Source organism: Luteibacter sp. GL_149, assembly GCF_057834065.1.
The window spans coordinates 195170-211478 of record NZ_CM174395.1 but is presented as its reverse complement, the minus strand read 5'-3'; the positions used below and the strand labels follow the sequence as shown (position 1 = coordinate 211478).

At 63.1% G+C, this 16309-nt stretch carries 18 protein-coding genes; 7 read left to right on the top strand and 11 right to left on the bottom strand.

What is annotated here, in order from left to right:
- Positions 1 to 151 precede the first annotated feature (151 nt).
- The 3 genes from AC3IR3_RS00925 to AC3IR3_RS00915 all read right to left on the bottom strand — a co-directional run bounded on the left by AC3IR3_RS00925 (position 152) and on the right by AC3IR3_RS00915 (position 3255).
- On the bottom strand, positions 152 to 907 hold the full coding sequence (locus tag AC3IR3_RS00925) for a slipin family protein (protein WP_489195194.1): 756 nt from the start codon (positions 905 to 907) through the stop codon (positions 152 to 154).
- Positions 904 to 2310, bottom strand: a complete 1407-nt coding sequence (locus AC3IR3_RS00920; protein WP_489195193.1) for an NfeD family protein — start codon at positions 2308 to 2310, stop codon at positions 904 to 906. Before AC3IR3_RS00920 ends, AC3IR3_RS00925 begins: the two co-directional genes overlap by 4 nt.
- Positions 2311 to 2391: 81 nt before the next feature.
- Positions 2392 to 3255 carry an alpha/beta fold hydrolase gene (locus AC3IR3_RS00915; RefSeq protein WP_489195192.1) on the bottom strand — a complete coding sequence of 288 codons (864 nt, stop codon included), beginning with the start codon at positions 3253 to 3255 and terminating at the stop codon, positions 2392 to 2394.
- Between the two features lie 136 nt (positions 3256 to 3391).
- Here AC3IR3_RS00915 and AC3IR3_RS00910 point away from each other — a divergent pair, with 136 nt between their 5' ends.
- Positions 3392 to 4321, top strand: a complete 930-nt coding sequence (locus AC3IR3_RS00910) for an AraC family transcriptional regulator (RefSeq protein ID WP_489195191.1) — start codon at positions 3392 to 3394, stop codon at positions 4319 to 4321.
- Between the two features lie 115 nt (positions 4322 to 4436).
- Positions 4437 to 4778, top strand: a complete 342-nt coding sequence (locus tag AC3IR3_RS00905; protein WP_132142551.1) for a carboxymuconolactone decarboxylase family protein — start codon at positions 4437 to 4439, stop codon at positions 4776 to 4778.
- Positions 4779 to 4809: 31 nt separating this feature from the next.
- Here the strand turns inward: AC3IR3_RS00905 and AC3IR3_RS00900 are convergent, their stop codons facing one another.
- The 3 genes from AC3IR3_RS00900 to ftrA form a co-directional block, all read right to left on the bottom strand.
- A complete protein-coding gene (locus tag AC3IR3_RS00900) occupies positions 4810 to 5157 on the bottom strand; it encodes a ribonuclease E inhibitor RraB (protein WP_132142552.1) in 348 nt (115 codons plus the stop codon).
- A gap of 49 nt (positions 5158 to 5206) precedes the next feature.
- A complete protein-coding gene (locus AC3IR3_RS00895; RefSeq protein WP_489195190.1) occupies positions 5207 to 6052 on the bottom strand; it encodes a hypothetical protein in 846 nt (281 codons plus the stop codon).
- A gap of 136 nt (positions 6053 to 6188) precedes the next feature.
- On the bottom strand, positions 6189 to 7154 hold the full coding sequence (gene ftrA / locus AC3IR3_RS00890; RefSeq protein WP_489196992.1) for a transcriptional regulator FtrA: 966 nt from the start codon (positions 7152 to 7154) through the stop codon (positions 6189 to 6191).
- Positions 7155 to 7258: 104 nt separating this feature from the next.
- Here ftrA and AC3IR3_RS00885 point away from each other — a divergent pair, with 104 nt between their 5' ends.
- Entirely contained in the window at positions 7259 to 7666 is a 408-nt protein-coding gene (locus AC3IR3_RS00885) for a rhodanese-like domain-containing protein (RefSeq protein WP_489195189.1), read from the top strand.
- Positions 7667 to 7668: 2 nt separating this feature from the next.
- Here AC3IR3_RS00885 and AC3IR3_RS00880 read toward each other — a convergent pair whose 3' ends face one another.
- Positions 7669 to 8310, bottom strand: a complete 642-nt coding sequence (locus tag AC3IR3_RS00880; RefSeq protein WP_489195188.1) for a TMEM175 family protein — start codon at positions 8308 to 8310, stop codon at positions 7669 to 7671.
- A 364-nt stretch (positions 8311 to 8674) separates the two neighbouring features.
- Between AC3IR3_RS00880 and AC3IR3_RS00875 the strand changes: the two genes are divergently transcribed.
- Genes AC3IR3_RS00875 through AC3IR3_RS00860 form a run of 4 tightly spaced genes read left to right on the top strand, consistent with a single transcriptional unit; the run spans position 8675 to position 12147 of the window.
- A complete protein-coding gene (locus AC3IR3_RS00875) occupies positions 8675 to 9340 on the top strand; it encodes a response regulator (RefSeq protein ID WP_489195187.1) in 666 nt (221 codons plus the stop codon).
- A 5-nt stretch (positions 9341 to 9345) separates the two neighbouring features.
- Positions 9346 to 10746 (top strand): sensor histidine kinase, encoded by a 1401-nt coding sequence (locus tag AC3IR3_RS00870; RefSeq protein WP_489195186.1) that lies wholly within the window; start codon positions 9346 to 9348, stop codon positions 10744 to 10746.
- Between the two features lie 36 nt (positions 10747 to 10782).
- A complete protein-coding gene (locus AC3IR3_RS00865; RefSeq protein ID WP_489195185.1) occupies positions 10783 to 11562 on the top strand; it encodes a bestrophin-like domain in 780 nt (259 codons plus the stop codon).
- A 48-nt stretch (positions 11563 to 11610) separates the two neighbouring features.
- The gene (locus tag AC3IR3_RS00860; protein ID WP_489196991.1) at positions 11611 to 12147 is read left to right on the top strand and encodes a DUF2058 domain-containing protein; all 537 of its coding nucleotides are present in this window, start codon (positions 11611 to 11613) and stop codon (positions 12145 to 12147) included.
- 10 nt (positions 12148 to 12157) lie between these two features.
- On the opposite strand, the gene AC3IR3_RS00855 is transcribed toward AC3IR3_RS00860, so the two are convergent.
- The 4 genes from AC3IR3_RS00855 to hmpA form a co-directional block, all read right to left on the bottom strand.
- Positions 12158 to 12499 (bottom strand): hypothetical protein, encoded by a 342-nt coding sequence (locus tag AC3IR3_RS00855; RefSeq protein WP_489195184.1) that lies wholly within the window; start codon positions 12497 to 12499, stop codon positions 12158 to 12160.
- 30 nt (positions 12500 to 12529) lie between these two features.
- A complete protein-coding gene (locus AC3IR3_RS00850) occupies positions 12530 to 13297 on the bottom strand; it encodes a LytR/AlgR family response regulator transcription factor (protein WP_489195183.1) in 768 nt (255 codons plus the stop codon).
- Positions 13290 to 14534, bottom strand: a complete 1245-nt coding sequence (locus AC3IR3_RS00845; RefSeq protein WP_489195182.1) for a sensor histidine kinase — start codon at positions 14532 to 14534, stop codon at positions 13290 to 13292. The genes AC3IR3_RS00850 and AC3IR3_RS00845 overlap by 8 nt, the downstream gene beginning before the upstream one ends.
- Positions 14535 to 14830: 296 nt before the next feature.
- Positions 14831 to 16012 carry an NO-inducible flavohemoprotein gene (hmpA, locus tag AC3IR3_RS00840; RefSeq protein WP_489195181.1) on the bottom strand — a complete coding sequence of 394 codons (1182 nt, stop codon included), beginning with the start codon at positions 16010 to 16012 and terminating at the stop codon, positions 14831 to 14833.
- Between the last annotated feature and the right edge of the window lie 297 nt (positions 16013 to 16309).

Genomic DNA, 16309 nt, shown 5'->3' with positions numbered 1-16309 from the left:
ACCACCGACCGCCTCGCCGCGGGTTCCGGCGTACGCCGGAACGACGGTGAGGGGGAATGGACGCTTTCGGCTTGATCGAAAAAATGCGTAAAAATTAGTAAGATCGCAAGTTCATCGCTCTTTGCCACAACACGCCCCATCATCGATATATTCAGGGCTTGGGCAGCAAATCCATCAGCGGTTTAATCAGGTCCAGTGGCAGCGGAAAAACGATAGTCGAAGCCTTGCCGCTGCTGGACATATCGACCATCGTCTGCAAATAGCGCAACTGCAAAGCCTGCGGCTGCTGCGACAGCATGGCGGCGGCATCGCGTAGTTTCTCAGCCGCCTGCAATTCGCCTTCGGCATGAATCACCTTGGCGCGGCGTTCGCGCTCGGCCTCGGCCTGGCGGGCGATAGCACGCACCATCGTTTCGTTGAGGTCGACATCCTTGATCTCGACATTGGCGATCTTGATGCCCCACGGATCGGTCGCCTCGTCGAGAATCTGCTGCAGACTGCGATTGATCGAATCGCGCTGGGCCAGGATTTCGTCCAGCTCGTGCTGACCGAGCACCGAACGCAGACGCGTCTGCGCCAGCTGGCTGGTGGCCTGCAGGAAGTCCGCCACCTGCAGCACCGACTTGTCCGGTTCCATCACGCGGAAGTACACCACGGCGTTGACGCGCACCGAAACGTTATCGCGCGAGATCACATCCTGTGGCGGCACATCCATCACCGTGACGCGAAGATCCACGCGCGTCATCCGCTGCACGATCGGAGCAAGAATCACCAGGCCGGGGCCTTTGATTCCCGTATAACGACCGAGCGTCAGCACGACACCACGCTGATACTCCGGCAACACCTTGATCGACAGAAACAGCAGTGCCACCACGATGGCTACGACAACGCCAGTGAATCCGATCATGAAAGTTCTCCTTCGCGCGCCGGCACAGGTATTACCTGGAGCAACAAGCCCTGACGACTCGTCACGCGCACGCGCGTACCGGCGGGAAGCGCCGCCTCGCTATGCACGCGCCAGCTCTCGCCACCGATGCGTGCCCAGCTTTCGCCACCGGCCATGACCGCCTGCAGCAATTCGCCGGTAGCCCGCAACATCTGTTCGTCGCCGTTGAATACGTGGGCGCGGCGCGCACGCATCGCCAATCGCAACAGCAAAGCGAGCAAAACGATCGCACTGCTCGCGATGCCGGCGATCACACCCAGGTTCACCGCATAACCGGGCACACCCGTACGGAACAACATGATCGATCCCAGCACGAACGCGATCACTCCCCCGATGCCAAGCACACCCGCCATGGGCACGAATACCTCCGTCAGAAGCAACGCAATACCCAGCGCCATCAGCGCCAGTCCGGCGTAATTCACCGGCAGCAGTTGCAAGGCATACAGACCGATCAGCAAGCAGATGCCTCCGACAACGCCCGGTAAAAACGCGCCGGGATGAAACGCCTCGAGAATCAGGCCATAAATGCCGACCATCAGCAGGACGTAAGCGATGGTCGGATTGGTGATGATGGCAAGGAAACGCTCGCGCCAGTCCGGCAGATAGTCGCGCACCGGCAGGTCGCGCAGTGTCAACGTGATGGTTTGTCCGCCGGCCTGCACGCTATGGCCATCGGCCTGCGCCAGCAACGACGCGACATCGGCCGCGACGAAATCGATCACGTGCTGATCGGCCGCTTCGCTGGCGGTCAATGTGGCAGCGCCGCGCACCGCCCGTTCCGCCCAGGCGGCGTTACGGCCGTGCAGCTGAGCCAATGAACGGATAGACGCGATAGCGTCGTTGAGAACCTTTTGCGATTCGGCGTCGGTTGCCGGCTCGTGTTGCGCCGGCGCACTAGTCGATTTCGCGGGCGCCAACGGATTCTGCAACGGCGCAGGCATCGGTGAGCCGCCGCCCAGGCTGACCGGCGTCGCCGCGCCCAGATGCGTGGCCGGCGCCATCGCCGCGATCGGACAGGCATACAGGATATAAGTGCCCGCCGAGGCCGCCCGCGCACCACCCGGCGCGACATAACCAAGGACGGGCAGCTTCGCCGCGAGGATGTCGGCGACGATGCCGTCCATCGATTCGGCGAGGCCACCGGGCGTATCCATCTGCAACACAACCGCCGCGGCACCGTCTTCGGTGGCGTGCCGCAGCGCACCGTGGACATACTCTTCCGTGGCCGGCCCGATGGGCCCGGTCAGTTCGATGCGGGCAACGAAACCGGCGCCTGCACGTACCGGCACAGGGGATTCGCTGGCGAAGGCCACCAGCGAAATGCCTATCGCAACCACGCAGATGAGCCAGAGCACTCGTGACATCTCGCCCGCCTCCTGTCGTCACAGTGCGCCGTCGAGTGTTGTCGCAATGTCTAAACCCTGCCTGCTGTCGCGAACCGGGTATCAGGCGTGCCTGTCCAGGAACGGCAACATCAACGCCGCGATGTCTTCCGCATGGGTTTCCAGGGCGAAATGGCCGGTGTCCAGCAGGTGGACCTCGGCGTCGGGCAGATCGCGCCTGTATGCCTCCGCACCCGCCGGAAGAAACGCCGGATCGTGTCGGCCCCATGCCGCAAGGAAGGGTGGCCGGTGGCGACGGAAGTATTCCTGGAACGCCGGATACTTCGCCACGTTGCTTCGATAGTCCAGTATCAGGTCGAGTTGAATCTCTTCGGCATCCGATCGCGCCATGTAGGCGATATCGAGCGTATAGCCGTCCGGCGACAGGCGTTCGGGACCGGCGCCCGTGGTGTACTGCAAGGTAATGGCCTCCGGAGACAACGATCCGCGACATGCTTCGCGATGCTCCGGCGTCGGCTCGCGCCAGTACGTCTGCCACGGCTCCCACTCGTCGCTCAGGCCCTCGACGTACGCATTGCCGTTCTGACTGACAATAGCCGTGACGCGTTCGGGATGCGCCACGGCAAGCCGGAAACCTGTGGGTGCGCCGTAGTCGAACACATACAACGCATACCGCTTCAGACCGAGCGCGACCGTAAAACCATCGACGATGCGTGCCAGAGCATCGAACGTGTAGTCGAACTCGCCGCGAGGCGGCGCCTTCGTTTGCCCGAAACCCGGCAGATCGGGGGCGATCACACGATAGCGCCGAGCCAGAAGAGGGATCAGGTCGCGGAACATGTGACTTGCCGTCGGAAATCCATGCAGCAAGAGAAGGACGGGTGCGGTGGGATCGCCGGCTTCGCGGTAGAAAACGTCGACGTTCTCGACTCGCTGCGTACGATAGGACAAACGATGCTGTGTCATGGCGATCTCCTGTGACCGGTCATCATGCGGTGGGTAACCAGCGTCAACGATAGGCGCGAGGTATAAGAACGCCTATGCGCCAGCGTCGCGCTCCGTTGCCCTATCGTCTCAACCGCACTATCAAGGTCTCCGCGTCATGGATATTCTCAGCGAACTGATCGAGGCCCATCCCGGGCGAGGGAATATGGATGCCCGTTGCCAGTGGTCGGGGCATTGGTCGCTGATTCACGAGGCCGAGGCGCCGGGCACCGTGCGATATCACGTCGTCGTCGACGGCGAGCTTTACGTCGAGATCGCAGGACAGCCGCCCTTCGTCGCAGGAGCGGGTGACGTCATCGTGCTGCCGGGCGGAGACAGGCACACCCTCGCGGCGAACGCGAAAGACGAAGGCGCCGCGCCGCCGGCTTACCGGCTAAGACCCCATCCGCTGGTGCAGTGGCGCAAGGGCGACGACGAAAGCGCTCCGGCACTCGATCTGTTCTGCGGCCTCATCGACTTCGGCGAAGGCGCCACCGTGCTGCTTCGCGCACTGCCTCGCCTACTGCATCTGCCCGTGGGGGAAGGCCCCTGCGCCGAGGCCGCACGGTCGGTCGTGGCATTGATGCGTTACGAGATACAGAACCCTTCGGATGGATCGCGCGCGCTCATGGGCTCTCTCTCCCTGACGCTATTCACGCTTACCCTCCGTTACTGGTGGCGGACCGACAGCCATCTGCAAGGCATTCTCGGTTTGTTGCGCGAACCGCGCCTGCGGCCGGCCGCCGTGACGATGCTGACGCGATACATGGACGACGTGACGGTTCCCGCCCTTGCGGACGCATGCCACATGTCGCGCGCCAGCTTCATCCGTCTCTTCGAAAAGACGACACAGGACACACCGGCGGCCATGCTTACGCGCATGCGCATGGATGCCGCGGCGGTCAGGCTGTCGCGCACGAAAGAGAATGTCGGCCAGATCGCCGCGTCGGTTGGCTTCCAGTCGGACTCCGCCTTTATCCGCGCCTTCGAGCGCGAAAAGGGTCAGTCGCCCAGCGCTTATCGCCGCCAACTCAGCGGCAACGATTGAGACGAATGGGCAATCGACCGCGGCGACAAGCGATGTCGCCGGTTTCCCCACGAGTCCATAGTATCGACAGCGGCGAGCAACCCGCCCACCGCATCGCGATCGATGGAGACATCCCATGCTCGACTGGCTGACATATCGCAACGAACTGATGAGCAAGATAGGCGAGCTCGGCAAGCTCACCCCCGATACGATTGCCGGCTACCAGACGCTTTCCAGAGCTGGGCAGAAAACCGGCCATCTGGACGCCAAGACCCGTGAACTGATCGGACTGGCCGTGGCCGTGACCACGCGTTGCGACGGCTGTATCACCGTGCACACTGGCGAAGCGCTGAAGCATGGTGCCAGCCGCGAGGAAATCGCGGAGGCACTGGGTGTCGCCATCGCGCTCAACGCGGGCGCGGCGCTCGTCTATTCGGCACGCGTGATGGATGCCGTCGAGCAGCACGCCAAAGCGTGAAGCATAGCGTCAGGGGGTGAGAGACGCTCTCTCACCCCTGCGACTCGCAACCCCAACCGTCGTTGCTACCGCCAAGCGGTTCGGCGCCGTCGGCGAGCAACGTCTCGAAACCCGAGATATTTTCTACCGTCGGCAGCATGAAGGGATGAACCCGAACTTCCCACGGCAGTTCTTCGTTTTCTTCATATGCCGAGAACGACACTTTAAGATCGTTCCGAAGCAGATGAATCGCGAACTCGAGGGCAGCGCCCTCCGTCGGAAAGAGGATGGAAAAATCCATCTCGCGCGGAATGGAGAGATCGTCGCCCTGCTCCACCATCTCCCGAAGCACGGCACGGTTTTCGTCGTCGGCGGCGGACGACACAATATCGTTTGTCATAAAAGTCCCGCTTGTCGGTTCAGCGGAGCTTAGCGCGCCATCGTCAAACTCAGAAGTGCCACGAGATATTGAAGCTTGGTCCGCTCAAGCGGACTTTGCGAATGAACTTCGCATCGCTGTTCTCGTGATACTCCACGTCGCGGTAGTTCAGTGCGATATCGCCCCAGTGAAATGCATAACCGATGCCAAGCGCGTACTGCTCGGTATGATCGGAATCCCCGGTACCGATATCGAAGTAATACGGAATGAAAATCCTGTGGCTTGGAAACGGCGTCCACTGGCCACGCACGCCGACGATGCCGTCCGTGACATGCGTCTGTCCGTGAACGTGGCCACTATCGGCGATATCCAGTCGACCGCCGTTTCCCGCCAACCCGAAATCCCAGGACACATTACCCTTCAGCCACAGATAGCGCGCGCCGACCAGCAGATCGACATAGCCCTGATCGCCGTGACCCAACGTATAGATACCCGCCAGGGTGACCATGCCGCCCTTGGCATTCCAGTTGGTATCGAGGCTCCCGTTAGCGCCGATACGCTCGCCGCCGATCGAAACGACGCGGCCTTTCCTGTCGCTGAACTTCACCCAGTCGATATCGCCATAAATGCCCCAGTTGCCCTTTCTGATGTCGCCCGACAACATGAAGGCTCCGCTGAGCTTGCTGAAAATATCGCTGTCCGAATCGTTCTGCACGACAGAACCATCGGGCACGCGGAAGCGCGTCTGCCCGGTAATGCCGGGCAACCATCCATAGACGCTGATCGTCGAATGCAGGTTGCCGTCCCACGGGTCGGCCCGGTCGGCGTGGGCAGCGGGAGCCGCGAAAAAGGTCAGCGCGACGAGGCCGGCGACAGCCACACGCGACAGAAAGAATGGCGCAAAGTGGGTATGCATCTGCGTATGTCCGGGGAAGCGAAGCGGTGATCCAATGAGGCACCATCGCCACGCATCCCGGTACCGCAGTTCCACCTACGCATGGCAACGTAGAAATACGCATGCCTTCGCCGCCACGGCTCCACGTGGACGACGGTCAATTGGCGGCGAAACGTGCCCTGTAGCTGGTGGGACTGGCGCCCAGACGTTCCCGGAAATGATGACGCAACGTCATCGACGTTCCGAATCCGCTTTGCTGTGCGATCCGGTCCATCGACAGGTTCGTGGTTTCCAGCAGTTCGCGCGCGCGTTCCAGCCTCGCTTTGACGAGCCAGTCGCCCGGCGTCTCGCCTGTCGCCTGACGGAAACGGCGGAGGAACGTGCGCTCGCTCATCGTCGCGCGCGATGCCAGCGCCGCGATGGTGAGTGGTTCGACGGCGTGTCGCTGCATGTAGTCGAGTACCGAGGACATCGCATCGCGCTCGCGCGTGGCGACGGGCCGCTCCACGAACTGCGCCTGCCCGCCTTCGCGATGGGGTGGAACTACCAGTCGACGCGCCACCGCGTTCGCGATTGCAGGTCCGTGATCGCGGCGCACCAGATACAGACAAAGGTCGAGGCCCGCCGCGCTTCCCGCCGACGTCATCACCTGGCCCTCGTCGACGTACAGCACATCGGCATCCACTTCGATGGCGGGATAACGCGTGCGCAGCGCATCGGCATAACGCCAGTGCGTGGTCGCCCGGCGGCCATCGAGAAGGCCTGTCGCCGCGAGTACGAATGCTCCCGAGCAGATCGACACCAGTCGCGCGCCGCGTTCGTGCGCGGCGCGCAACGCGCGAATCAAAGCCGGAGGAACGGGAACATCGATGCCTTTCCACCCCGGCACGATGATCGTCCCGGCCTCGGGCAACAGGGAAAGGCCGTGGTCGGCCGCGATACGCATACCGTATGCCGCGCGCAGCGGTCCGGATTCCGTCGCGCAGGTCTCGAAGCGATACCAGCTCGCGTCGAGCTCGGGGCGTGGAAGTCCGAAGACCTCGGCCGCGCAAGCGAATTCAAAGTTGCACAACCCGTCGTAGACAAGGGCCATGACAAGCGGATTGGGCATCTTCGCGGGCATCGGCATGAATGGCCTGATTTGATCGAACAATGGCAATACCGCCACTGTAAGACCGAAGGGCCCGGGGGAACAATGGGCCCACATCCACTACCCGGAACCCGCCCATGCCCACCGCAGTCACCCGCGTTCCCGCCGCCCCGTCCGCACGGGCTCTGGCGCATTTCGAGGCCGGCTTCGCATTCGAAACCGACTGCTGGGATACCCACGACGCCATGGCCCGGCCGGACGCCGATTTCGTCCTGCTCGACGTACGGTCGCCCGCGCTGTACGAACGTGGCCACCTGCCCGGCGCCGTCAGTCTTCCGCACGGAAAGATCATCGCGTCTCGCATGGCCGCCTGGCCGGCCGATACGCTTTTCGTCGTCTACTGCGCGGGACCGCATTGCAATGGCGCGGCAAGAGCGGCGGTACGCCTGGCGCAACTGGGACGTCCCGTAAAACTCATGGCCGGCGGCGTGACGGGCTGGCTGGACGAGGGTTTCCCGCTGGAAGAAGCGTATTCGCCCGCGTAATTTCAGCCACCCACCGCCCCGGTGTCCGGCTCGGGATGCTTCCCCCGGCGCCAGCGCGCGAACAGGACGACCACGCCCGGCATCAACACCAGCGGAAGATTGCTGAATCCGGGCCAGAAGAAACCAAGTACGAAGGCGATGGACGCCATGATCGGCAACGCAAGGCTGCGGCGGCGGATCATGGCGATATCGGCGGCGGATACGTCGGGCTTCAGGAAAGGCTCGCGCAGTGCGCGCCGGATCAGGCGTATCTGCAACAGCCCGGCCACGATCAGCGTGAACGCATAGAAGAGTTCCGGCACTCTTTCCGCCGAGTGGGAACTCATCAATGCCGTGGAAAACGGCATGAAAGCAACCGCCATCAGAAGGACGAGGTTCGGCCAGACCAGGGTGGGATCGAGGCGCCGCAGCATCCCGAACACCCGATGATGCGCGACCCACATCGCTCCGACCACGATGAAGCTGAGTACGAAACCGGCGAAATTCGGAATGAGATTCGCGAGCGTAATGAGCCATTCCTTATCCGTGGACACCTCCGGATGCGGCACATGGATCTCGATAATCAACAAGGTGATCGCGATCGCGAACACCGCATCCGAAAAAAACGTCAGCCGCTCGAGCTGCTGATCCTGACCGGTCGACATGTATTTCCCCCAAGTGATGCTTCCCCGGTCGGCATTGTACGGCCATATAACTGTGCCGCAGATCGAATGAAAAACCGGAAGCCGACCTGCCCGATTTCCGTTGGCATGCCTCCCCCTCACCGTCATTCCTGCGCAGGAATGACGGTGAGGGGTGAGGTGCGTGAGGGAACGTCAGCGGCTCGCTTTGCTCGTCACACCCATGGCCTCACCGCTCGGCGGAACCAGCCGGCCCCCTCGCCGGGCCCGGTAGGAGGGCGAGGGGGCCGGCTGGTTCCCCACGACACCACCGCACACCGCAACGCTCTTAAAGCACAACCAATACGATATGGTTCGCTCCGAAGGAAGGCCAAGGAGACACCCACCCGTGCACATCATCGTCGTCGAGGACGACCTCCAGCTGGGCGCAGCCATTCAGCGCGCGCTGGAGCGCCTCTCCTACACGGTTACCTGGCTTCGCAACGGTGGCGAGGCGCTGATGGCGCTTCGCGACCAGACCGCCGACCTGATCCTTCTGGATCTCGGCCTGCCGGGTAAAGATGGACTGGACGTGCTGATCGAGGCCCGCCGTGCCCGGGTCGGCACGCCCGTAATCGTCATGACCGCCCGCGACGCGCTGGAATCGCGCATTCAGGGACTGGATGCCGGTGCCGACGACTACCTCGTGAAGCCCTTTCATCTCGACGAACTGGCGGCACGCATTCGTTCGCTGACCCGGCGCGCCCAGGGTCTTGCGGACAATCTGGTGGAAGCCGGTGCCCTGTCCATGAATCTCGCGACATCCGAAGTCAACTATCGCGGCCAGCGGGTGGACCTGACCCGTAGGGAGTTCTCGCTGCTGCAGATTCTGCTCGAACGGGCGGGACGGATCGTGCGGCGCGAAACGCTGGAAAATTCCATTTACGGACTCGACAGCGCCATGAGCGCGAACGCGCTCGAAGTACTGGTGCACGCCGTGCGACGCAAGCTCAGCTTCGAAGCGATCCAGACCGTGCGCGGCTTCGGATACATGATTCCGCGGGACGCCGCATGAAATCCATGAGTATTCTGACCCGCCTGCGCTGGCTGATCATTGGCCTGATGATGGTTATCGTCGTGCCGCTCGGTTTCTTCAGCTTCAAGAAAACACTGGCGGAAATCGACGAACTTTCCGACGGCCGGTTGGCCCAGGCTGCGCGAACGCTGGATGTGCTGGTCAGGCATATCGGTGTGGATGCACTGCGCGAGCAAGTGGACAGCCGGCTTCACGTGCCTATTTCCGGGGTTCGCGACAATCCGATCACGGTGCAGGGACACACGTTCGAATCGGAAGTCGGCTACCAGGTGTTCGATCGTCAAGGCCGCGCCATCCTCGCTACCGACAATCTCCTCGCGCTGCCTCGCCCGGACGGCGCCGACGCGGATGGCGATTTTCAGGACACGAGAGCCGACGACCATCTGTGGCGCGTGTATACGCTGGCCGATCCGGATGAGGGCGTCACCATTCGCGTGGGCGAGCGCTACGACAGCCGGCACGACATTACGCATGCGTTGTGGATCGAACATGGACTGCCGCCGCTGATCCTGCTGCCGTTGCTTGCCTTGCTTATCGGCTGGGCGGTCCGGCGCGGACTGCGTCCTCTCGATGCCCTGGTCGGCGCGCTGACGGCGCGCGAGCCCGGAAGCCGCGAGCCTATCGTGCTGAACGATGCGCCCCGCGAACTCGAACCGGTCGTTGCCGCACTCAACGCGCAGATCGGCAGTATCGAAGACGCACTGGAGCGCGAACGGCGTTTCAGCGCGGATGTCGCGCACGAACTGCGCACGCCGCTCTCCTCCACCATGATCAACCTCGAAAACGCCATGGCTGTGCCGCGTGGCGAGGACGCCAGTGTCGCGCTCGGCTCCGCGCGCGAATGCCTGGAATCGCTTGCGCGACGCATCGAGCAGTTGCTGGCCCTCGCCCGCCTCGAAGCCGGTGCGGCCGCGGGACCGCGCGTGGCGGTCGATCTGGGGCGCGTCGCCCGGGACACCATCGAAGAATTGTCTCCGTTGATCGCCGATAGCGACGTCGAACTCAGCGTGGCGTCGCTGCCCGAACACATTCCGATGCTGGGTTACGAGGCGGCGCTCGGGGCCATGCTGCGCAATCTGCTGGAGAACGCGCTGCGCCATGTGCAGGCGGGAGGCCAGGTGTCCCTGTCTATTGCGCAGGACGCGAAGGAAGTCACTATCGACGTCGTCGACGATGGCCCCGGCATCCCTCCGGAGCGTCGCGAGCTGGTATTCGCGCGTTTTCACCGTGAGCCGGGAACCGGCGGCGACGGATTCGGCCTGGGGCTTTCCATCGTGCAGCGTGCCGCACATTTCCACGGCGCGACGATCGATTTGCTGGATTCGCCACTGGGGCGCGGACTGCGTGTCCGCGTGCGCATTCCCAATAACGGACAGGCGGCCTGACGTCGCTTTCACGGTGCATCGGGAGATGATGTTTCGATGGACGCTTCCTGGCTTTATCGCATCGATGCCTTTGTCCTTTGCATAGGCCTTGCCGTCGCCATGCTGCTCGCTACCCTGGCGGGCACGGTACTGGCACGTCGTGCCAGAAGGCGCGGCATGCGGGATAGTTCGATCCGTGCCGTCGAAGGTGGCCTGCTGGGTCTGTTGAGCCTGCTGCTGGCGTTTACTTTTTCGGGCGCCGCATCGCGCTACGACGCACGCGGCGCGACGATGATCGATACCGCGAACGCGATACGTACGGCAATCCAGCGTACCGAACTCTATCCCGACGACGCTGGAGCGGCGATCCGGGCCGACCTGGCGCGATACGTCGACGGGCACGTGGCGCTTTATCGCGCGGAAAAGGACCCGTCGACACGCGAAGAGATCGCGGCCCGGTTGACCATGCTCGAAGACGAAATATGGAGGCGGGTGGCAACGCTCTCGCACGATCCTTCCAACACGCTGGCTACCAGCCAGATGTCCCCTGCGCTGGAGCGTATGTTCGGCCTGTCGCACATCCGGCAGGTCGCGCTCGCCATCCATATCCCCGACGTCATCGTCCTGCTGCTGTTCGTGATGGCGACGGCTACCGCCCTGACCAGCGGCTATGCCTCGGCGCTGTCCGGCGTCGTACATCCCTTTGGCCATCTTGGTTTCGCCTTGCTCACGGCGCTCGTCGTCTACGTGACGCTGGATCTGGACCGGCCCGGACGCGGCATGATTCGCCGCGATGCGCAGGAGCAGGCGTTCGTAACACTGACAAGACCCCCCTGAGACGGGCACGAGCTACAATCGGTCCCGACTCAACGAATAACGATGCAGATGCGTAACCCTTTGCAGGAACAATTACTTAAGGCCGGCCTGACGACCAAGGGCAAGGTAGCCCAGGCGGTTCGCGAACAGACGAAGCAGCGTCAGGGCAAGGCGCCTGTCCCACCGGCTGCGGAACAGGTCGATGCGCAGCGCCTGAAAACCGAGAAGGCCGAACGCGATCGGGCCATCGAAGCCGAACGCAAAACGCAGGCCCAGGCAAACGAAGTACGCGCGCAGATTCGCCAGATCATCGGCGCTCACAAGGTCAAGCGCGAGGGCGAACTGGAGTACCGCTTCACCGATGGCGACAAGATCAAGACGCTGCTGGTCAACGAAGCCCTTCGCGTACAACTGGCGAAAGGCGTCCTGGTCATTGCCCGCGACGACAGCAGCTATGCGCTGCTGCCGCGCCCCGCTGCCGACAAGATCTATGCACGCGATGCGTCCGTCATCCTGCTCGACCACGGCACACCCGGCGAAAGCACCGGCGACGAAGACGACGAGTATTACAAGCAGTTCCAGGTACCCGACGATCTGACCTGGTAACTACGCCGGCTTACGATTTCCGCGCCGCCGGCTTGCAGTCGGCGGTGACCGTATCGGGCTGCTGCGTTACGCATTGCACGAAGTCGTCGGGAAGTCCCACCAGTTTCAGATCGTCGCCCGCCGCAAGCGAGAAGGTCCGGAACGAACGGCCATTGACGAACAGCGCGTAGTGACATTGTCCCGACGCGCTGTGCAGGCAATGAAATGCCGCCGTACCAAGATCGAGATCGGTACGACTGTCGAGTGTGGTGTCGCCGTTGACGCTGGAGTTCACGACCATCGTGCGGCCGCGTCCATCCGCGCAACCCGCGAGCGACATCAGGCAATAAACGAACGCGACCAGGATGCGCATGACTTTTGCTCCCTTCGATTGGCGCCCGCGCTACATCGCACGGAACAACACCATGAACGGCTGGCTTACGCTCAGCGTTTCCGGCCGGTTGCGCAGTCGTAGCGCACCTTTGCCGGTATCGTCGCGAATCACCGAAGCAATCTGCCGGAGATTCACGATCGTCGAACGGTGGATCTGGCGGAACATTCTCGGATCGAGCTGACGCAACAGGTCGCGAAGCGGCCGCGTCAGCAGTGCCTCGCCTTCCGCCGTCGCCACCATCGTGTACTTGCTGTCCGCCCGGAAATACACAACGTCATCGATCAGGATCAGGCGCGTTTCCCGGCCTGCGCTGGCGGTGATCCAGGTCAACGGCTCATTCGCGGCATCCGGCTCCGGATCGTGCAGTTCGTTGGCAAGCGACGCCAGCGCGGCCGGGTCGCGACGCCCCTCCGCGAGCCTGGCGCGTACGCGGGCCAACGTGCGTTCCAGGCGTTCGGCTGTGACCGGTTTCAGCAGATAGTCGATGGCGCCACGATCGAACGCTTCGATGGCGTGCTGGTCGTAGGCGGTGACGAAGACGATCAACGTGGACGGACTGGCTTCCGCCGCGGCCGCGGCCACCTGCAAACCGTTCAGTCCCGGCATGCGGATATCGAGGAAGGCGATGTCGGGATGGTGCGTGGCAATGGCATCGAGTGCTTCGCCACCGTCCTCGCACGACTGTGCGATATCCAGCGAAGGCCACGCGTCGCGCAACATACTGGCGAGCGCGTCGCGCAGCAACGCTTCGTCTTCCGCGATGATGCAATCAGGCATGAACGACACCCTCCTTCGTTCCGACCGGCACCGCGATCGTCGCGGCGACGCCATTCGGGAAGTTCGCGACGATGACGAAGGTCGCCGCGGCGCCGTAAGTCAGGCGCAGACGTTCGCGCAGATTCTTCAGGCCGATGCCCGTTCCCGCACCGTCGCTGCGGAAACCCAGGCCGTCGTCCGCCACGGTAAGCGAAAGCACGCTGCCCTGCCGTGTGGCGCGAATCCACACGCCGCCACCGCCAGTCTTCGGTTCGAGACCATGTTTGATGGCGTTTTCCACCACGGTCTGCAACATCATCGAAGGCAACGGATCGCCGCGCAGATTCGCAGGTACGTCGACATGCACGGCCAGCCGGTCGCCCATGCGCAGCCGCAGGATTTCGAGATAGGCCAGCGAGCGGTCCAGCTCCTCGCCTAACGTGGACAGCGATCCGTCGACGCGAGGCAAGGAACGGCGCAGGTAGTCGATCAGGTGCCCGAGCATCTCGTCGGCGCGGGGTGGGTCGATGCGCACCAGTTGCTGGGCATTCGCCAAGGTGTTGTAGAGAAAATGTGGCTCGACCTGGGCTTGCAGCAGACCAAGCTGCGCGACGGTCAGTTCTTTTTCGGTCGCGGTCTGTCGCGCTTCGGCCTGTTCGCGACGACGCCGCTCGGCGACACGACGCGCGATGGCACGGACGATTGCTTCGGCATTCTCGAGGCTGCCGCCGCCGTCGGCGATGAACCAGTCGAACCATGCGCCATGCTCGGGTTCGCAGATAAGCGTGACGCTGCTGCTGCCGTCGCCCGGCGTGACCGTGGCCTGGAGCATGAAACGGTGCTCGCGCCGGCCTTTGCCTTTGCCAGCCGGCTGCTCGCGGCTGAAGGGTTCGACCTGACGAATGCGGGCGCGAACCTGCAGACTGTCGCGAGCGCTTTCCACATGGGTAACGCGCGGCAGTTCGCGCACGGCTGCGTCGATAATGTCGAACGCTTCGTCCGCGTCGTACGGCACCTCGATATGACGGCGCTGCCGATTCGCCAGAAGGCTGCTGTCCTTGCGGCCGGCGATCAGCTGTATGCGATGCAGGTGGCTGACCGCACGAATCAGCAGAAAGCCCAGCCACGCGAAGCCGGCGGCGAACAACACCCAGGGCGGATCGCCGAACCAGCCGATGGCCAGCCACGCGACGATCGCGATGGCCATCGCCACCGCCCATGCGAACACGATCCGTGCAAGGAAAAACAGGCCGCTCATCCGGTTAGCTCCCCGATCAATTGCCGGCGAGCATAGCGCCAGGGCCCAGGCAGGGAAGGCCTCTTCCGACGAAAGGCCCTCCAGGCGGGGCGAAACCTCGTGTAACCCGATGTCTCTGGCAACCCCCTCCTGTAGGAGCCCGCTTGCGGGCGAAAGCCAACAGGGCGACGAAGCCTGATGCTCACATCCGCCAGCCCGATATCCTGGCTGCGGATGTCGCCCACGGCATCGCCGCTCCGTTGGCTTTCGCCCGCAAGCGGGCTCCTACAAGGATTCAGCGTGGCGTTGCCGCTGACTCAATCCAGCGACGACGGCGACCCGAAGAACCCGTAACGAACCCGCGCATCCGGCACGCCCAGCTCGCGCAGCTGGGACCGGATGGCTCGCATGAATGGCCTGGGGCCGAGAACGTATACGTCGACATCGCGCGTCGACGGCATCCATGTCGCCAGCAGGGCTACATCGAGAAAGCCTGTTGCATCGGGCATAGATTTCTCGCCGTCGTGTACCTCATAGCAGTAATAGCGTTTCAACCGGGGATGACGCCCGGCAAGATCGTCGATCCAGTCGCGGAACGCATGGGCATCGCCGTGCCGTGCCGCGTGGATGAAATGAACCGGACGATCCGCGGCCAATGCCGCCTGAAGCATCGGCAGGGTCGTCGTAATGCCCACGCCACCACTGATCAGGACGAGCGGCTTCCCGCTATCTTCCAGCACGAAATCGCCGGCCGGGGGAAACAGTTCAACGGTGTCACCGGTATGCACGCCATCGTGCAGGTACTTCGATGCGACACCATCGGGGCGACGCTTCACGCTGATGCGATAGCGCTTGCCGTCCGCGATGGACGAAAGCGAATAACTGCGATGCACTTCCGCACCGTCGACGAACGCTCGCAAGCCAACGTGCTGTCCGGGCTCGTGCGCGACGACGGCATCGCCGTCCGTCGGCTCGAGCCAGAACGAAGTGATCTCGCTGCTTTCCCGGATCTTCGCCATCACGGTGAACGATCGTCCACCACGCCAGCCGCCCGGACTGTCGGCGACGCTGTCGTAAGCCGTTTTTTCCGCACCGACGAGAATGTCGGCCAGCTGGAAATACGCCGCACGCCATGCTTCGATCACCGCGTCGGTGGCGATGTCTTCACCCAGCACCTCACGCATGGCTCGCAGCAGGCAAGCCCCCACGACCGGATAGTGCTCGGCACGTACCTGCAATGACACGTGCCTGTTCACGATCGTCGTCACCAGATCGCCCAGGTGCTGCAAGCGGTCGATATGCCGGGCATACATCAGCACGCCATGGGCGAGCGCTCGCTGCTGTTCGCCGCTTTGCTGGCTGGCCTGATTGAAATAGGGCCGCAGCTCCGGGTGGTCGGTCAGAAGCATCCGGTAAAAGTGGGTCGTCAGCGCCTCGCCTCCGGCTTCGAGCAACGGAACGGTTGCCTTGACGATGGCGCGGTGTTCGGGAGAAAGCATGTCGTGATCTCAACAGATGGATACGGGGCTGTATCAACGACCATGCCAAACACGAGCTACGTATCCGCTCAATGACTTATCCGTCGACCGGGTCGTTTTGACCGGGTCAGTGGCCAGGTCGGCGAGACTCCTGACAACGTCGTTATGACCTCATCGTCGTCAGGCAACCCCGGTCACCTCGCGCTTGCCCTGTTCAAGACCCCGTCGCGGGCATCCCGCACCCTGCGAAACGCAAAGTCGCCCCTGATGTCATGGCCGGACGCAGGTCCCGACGACTGGCATAACGCATGACCTGCG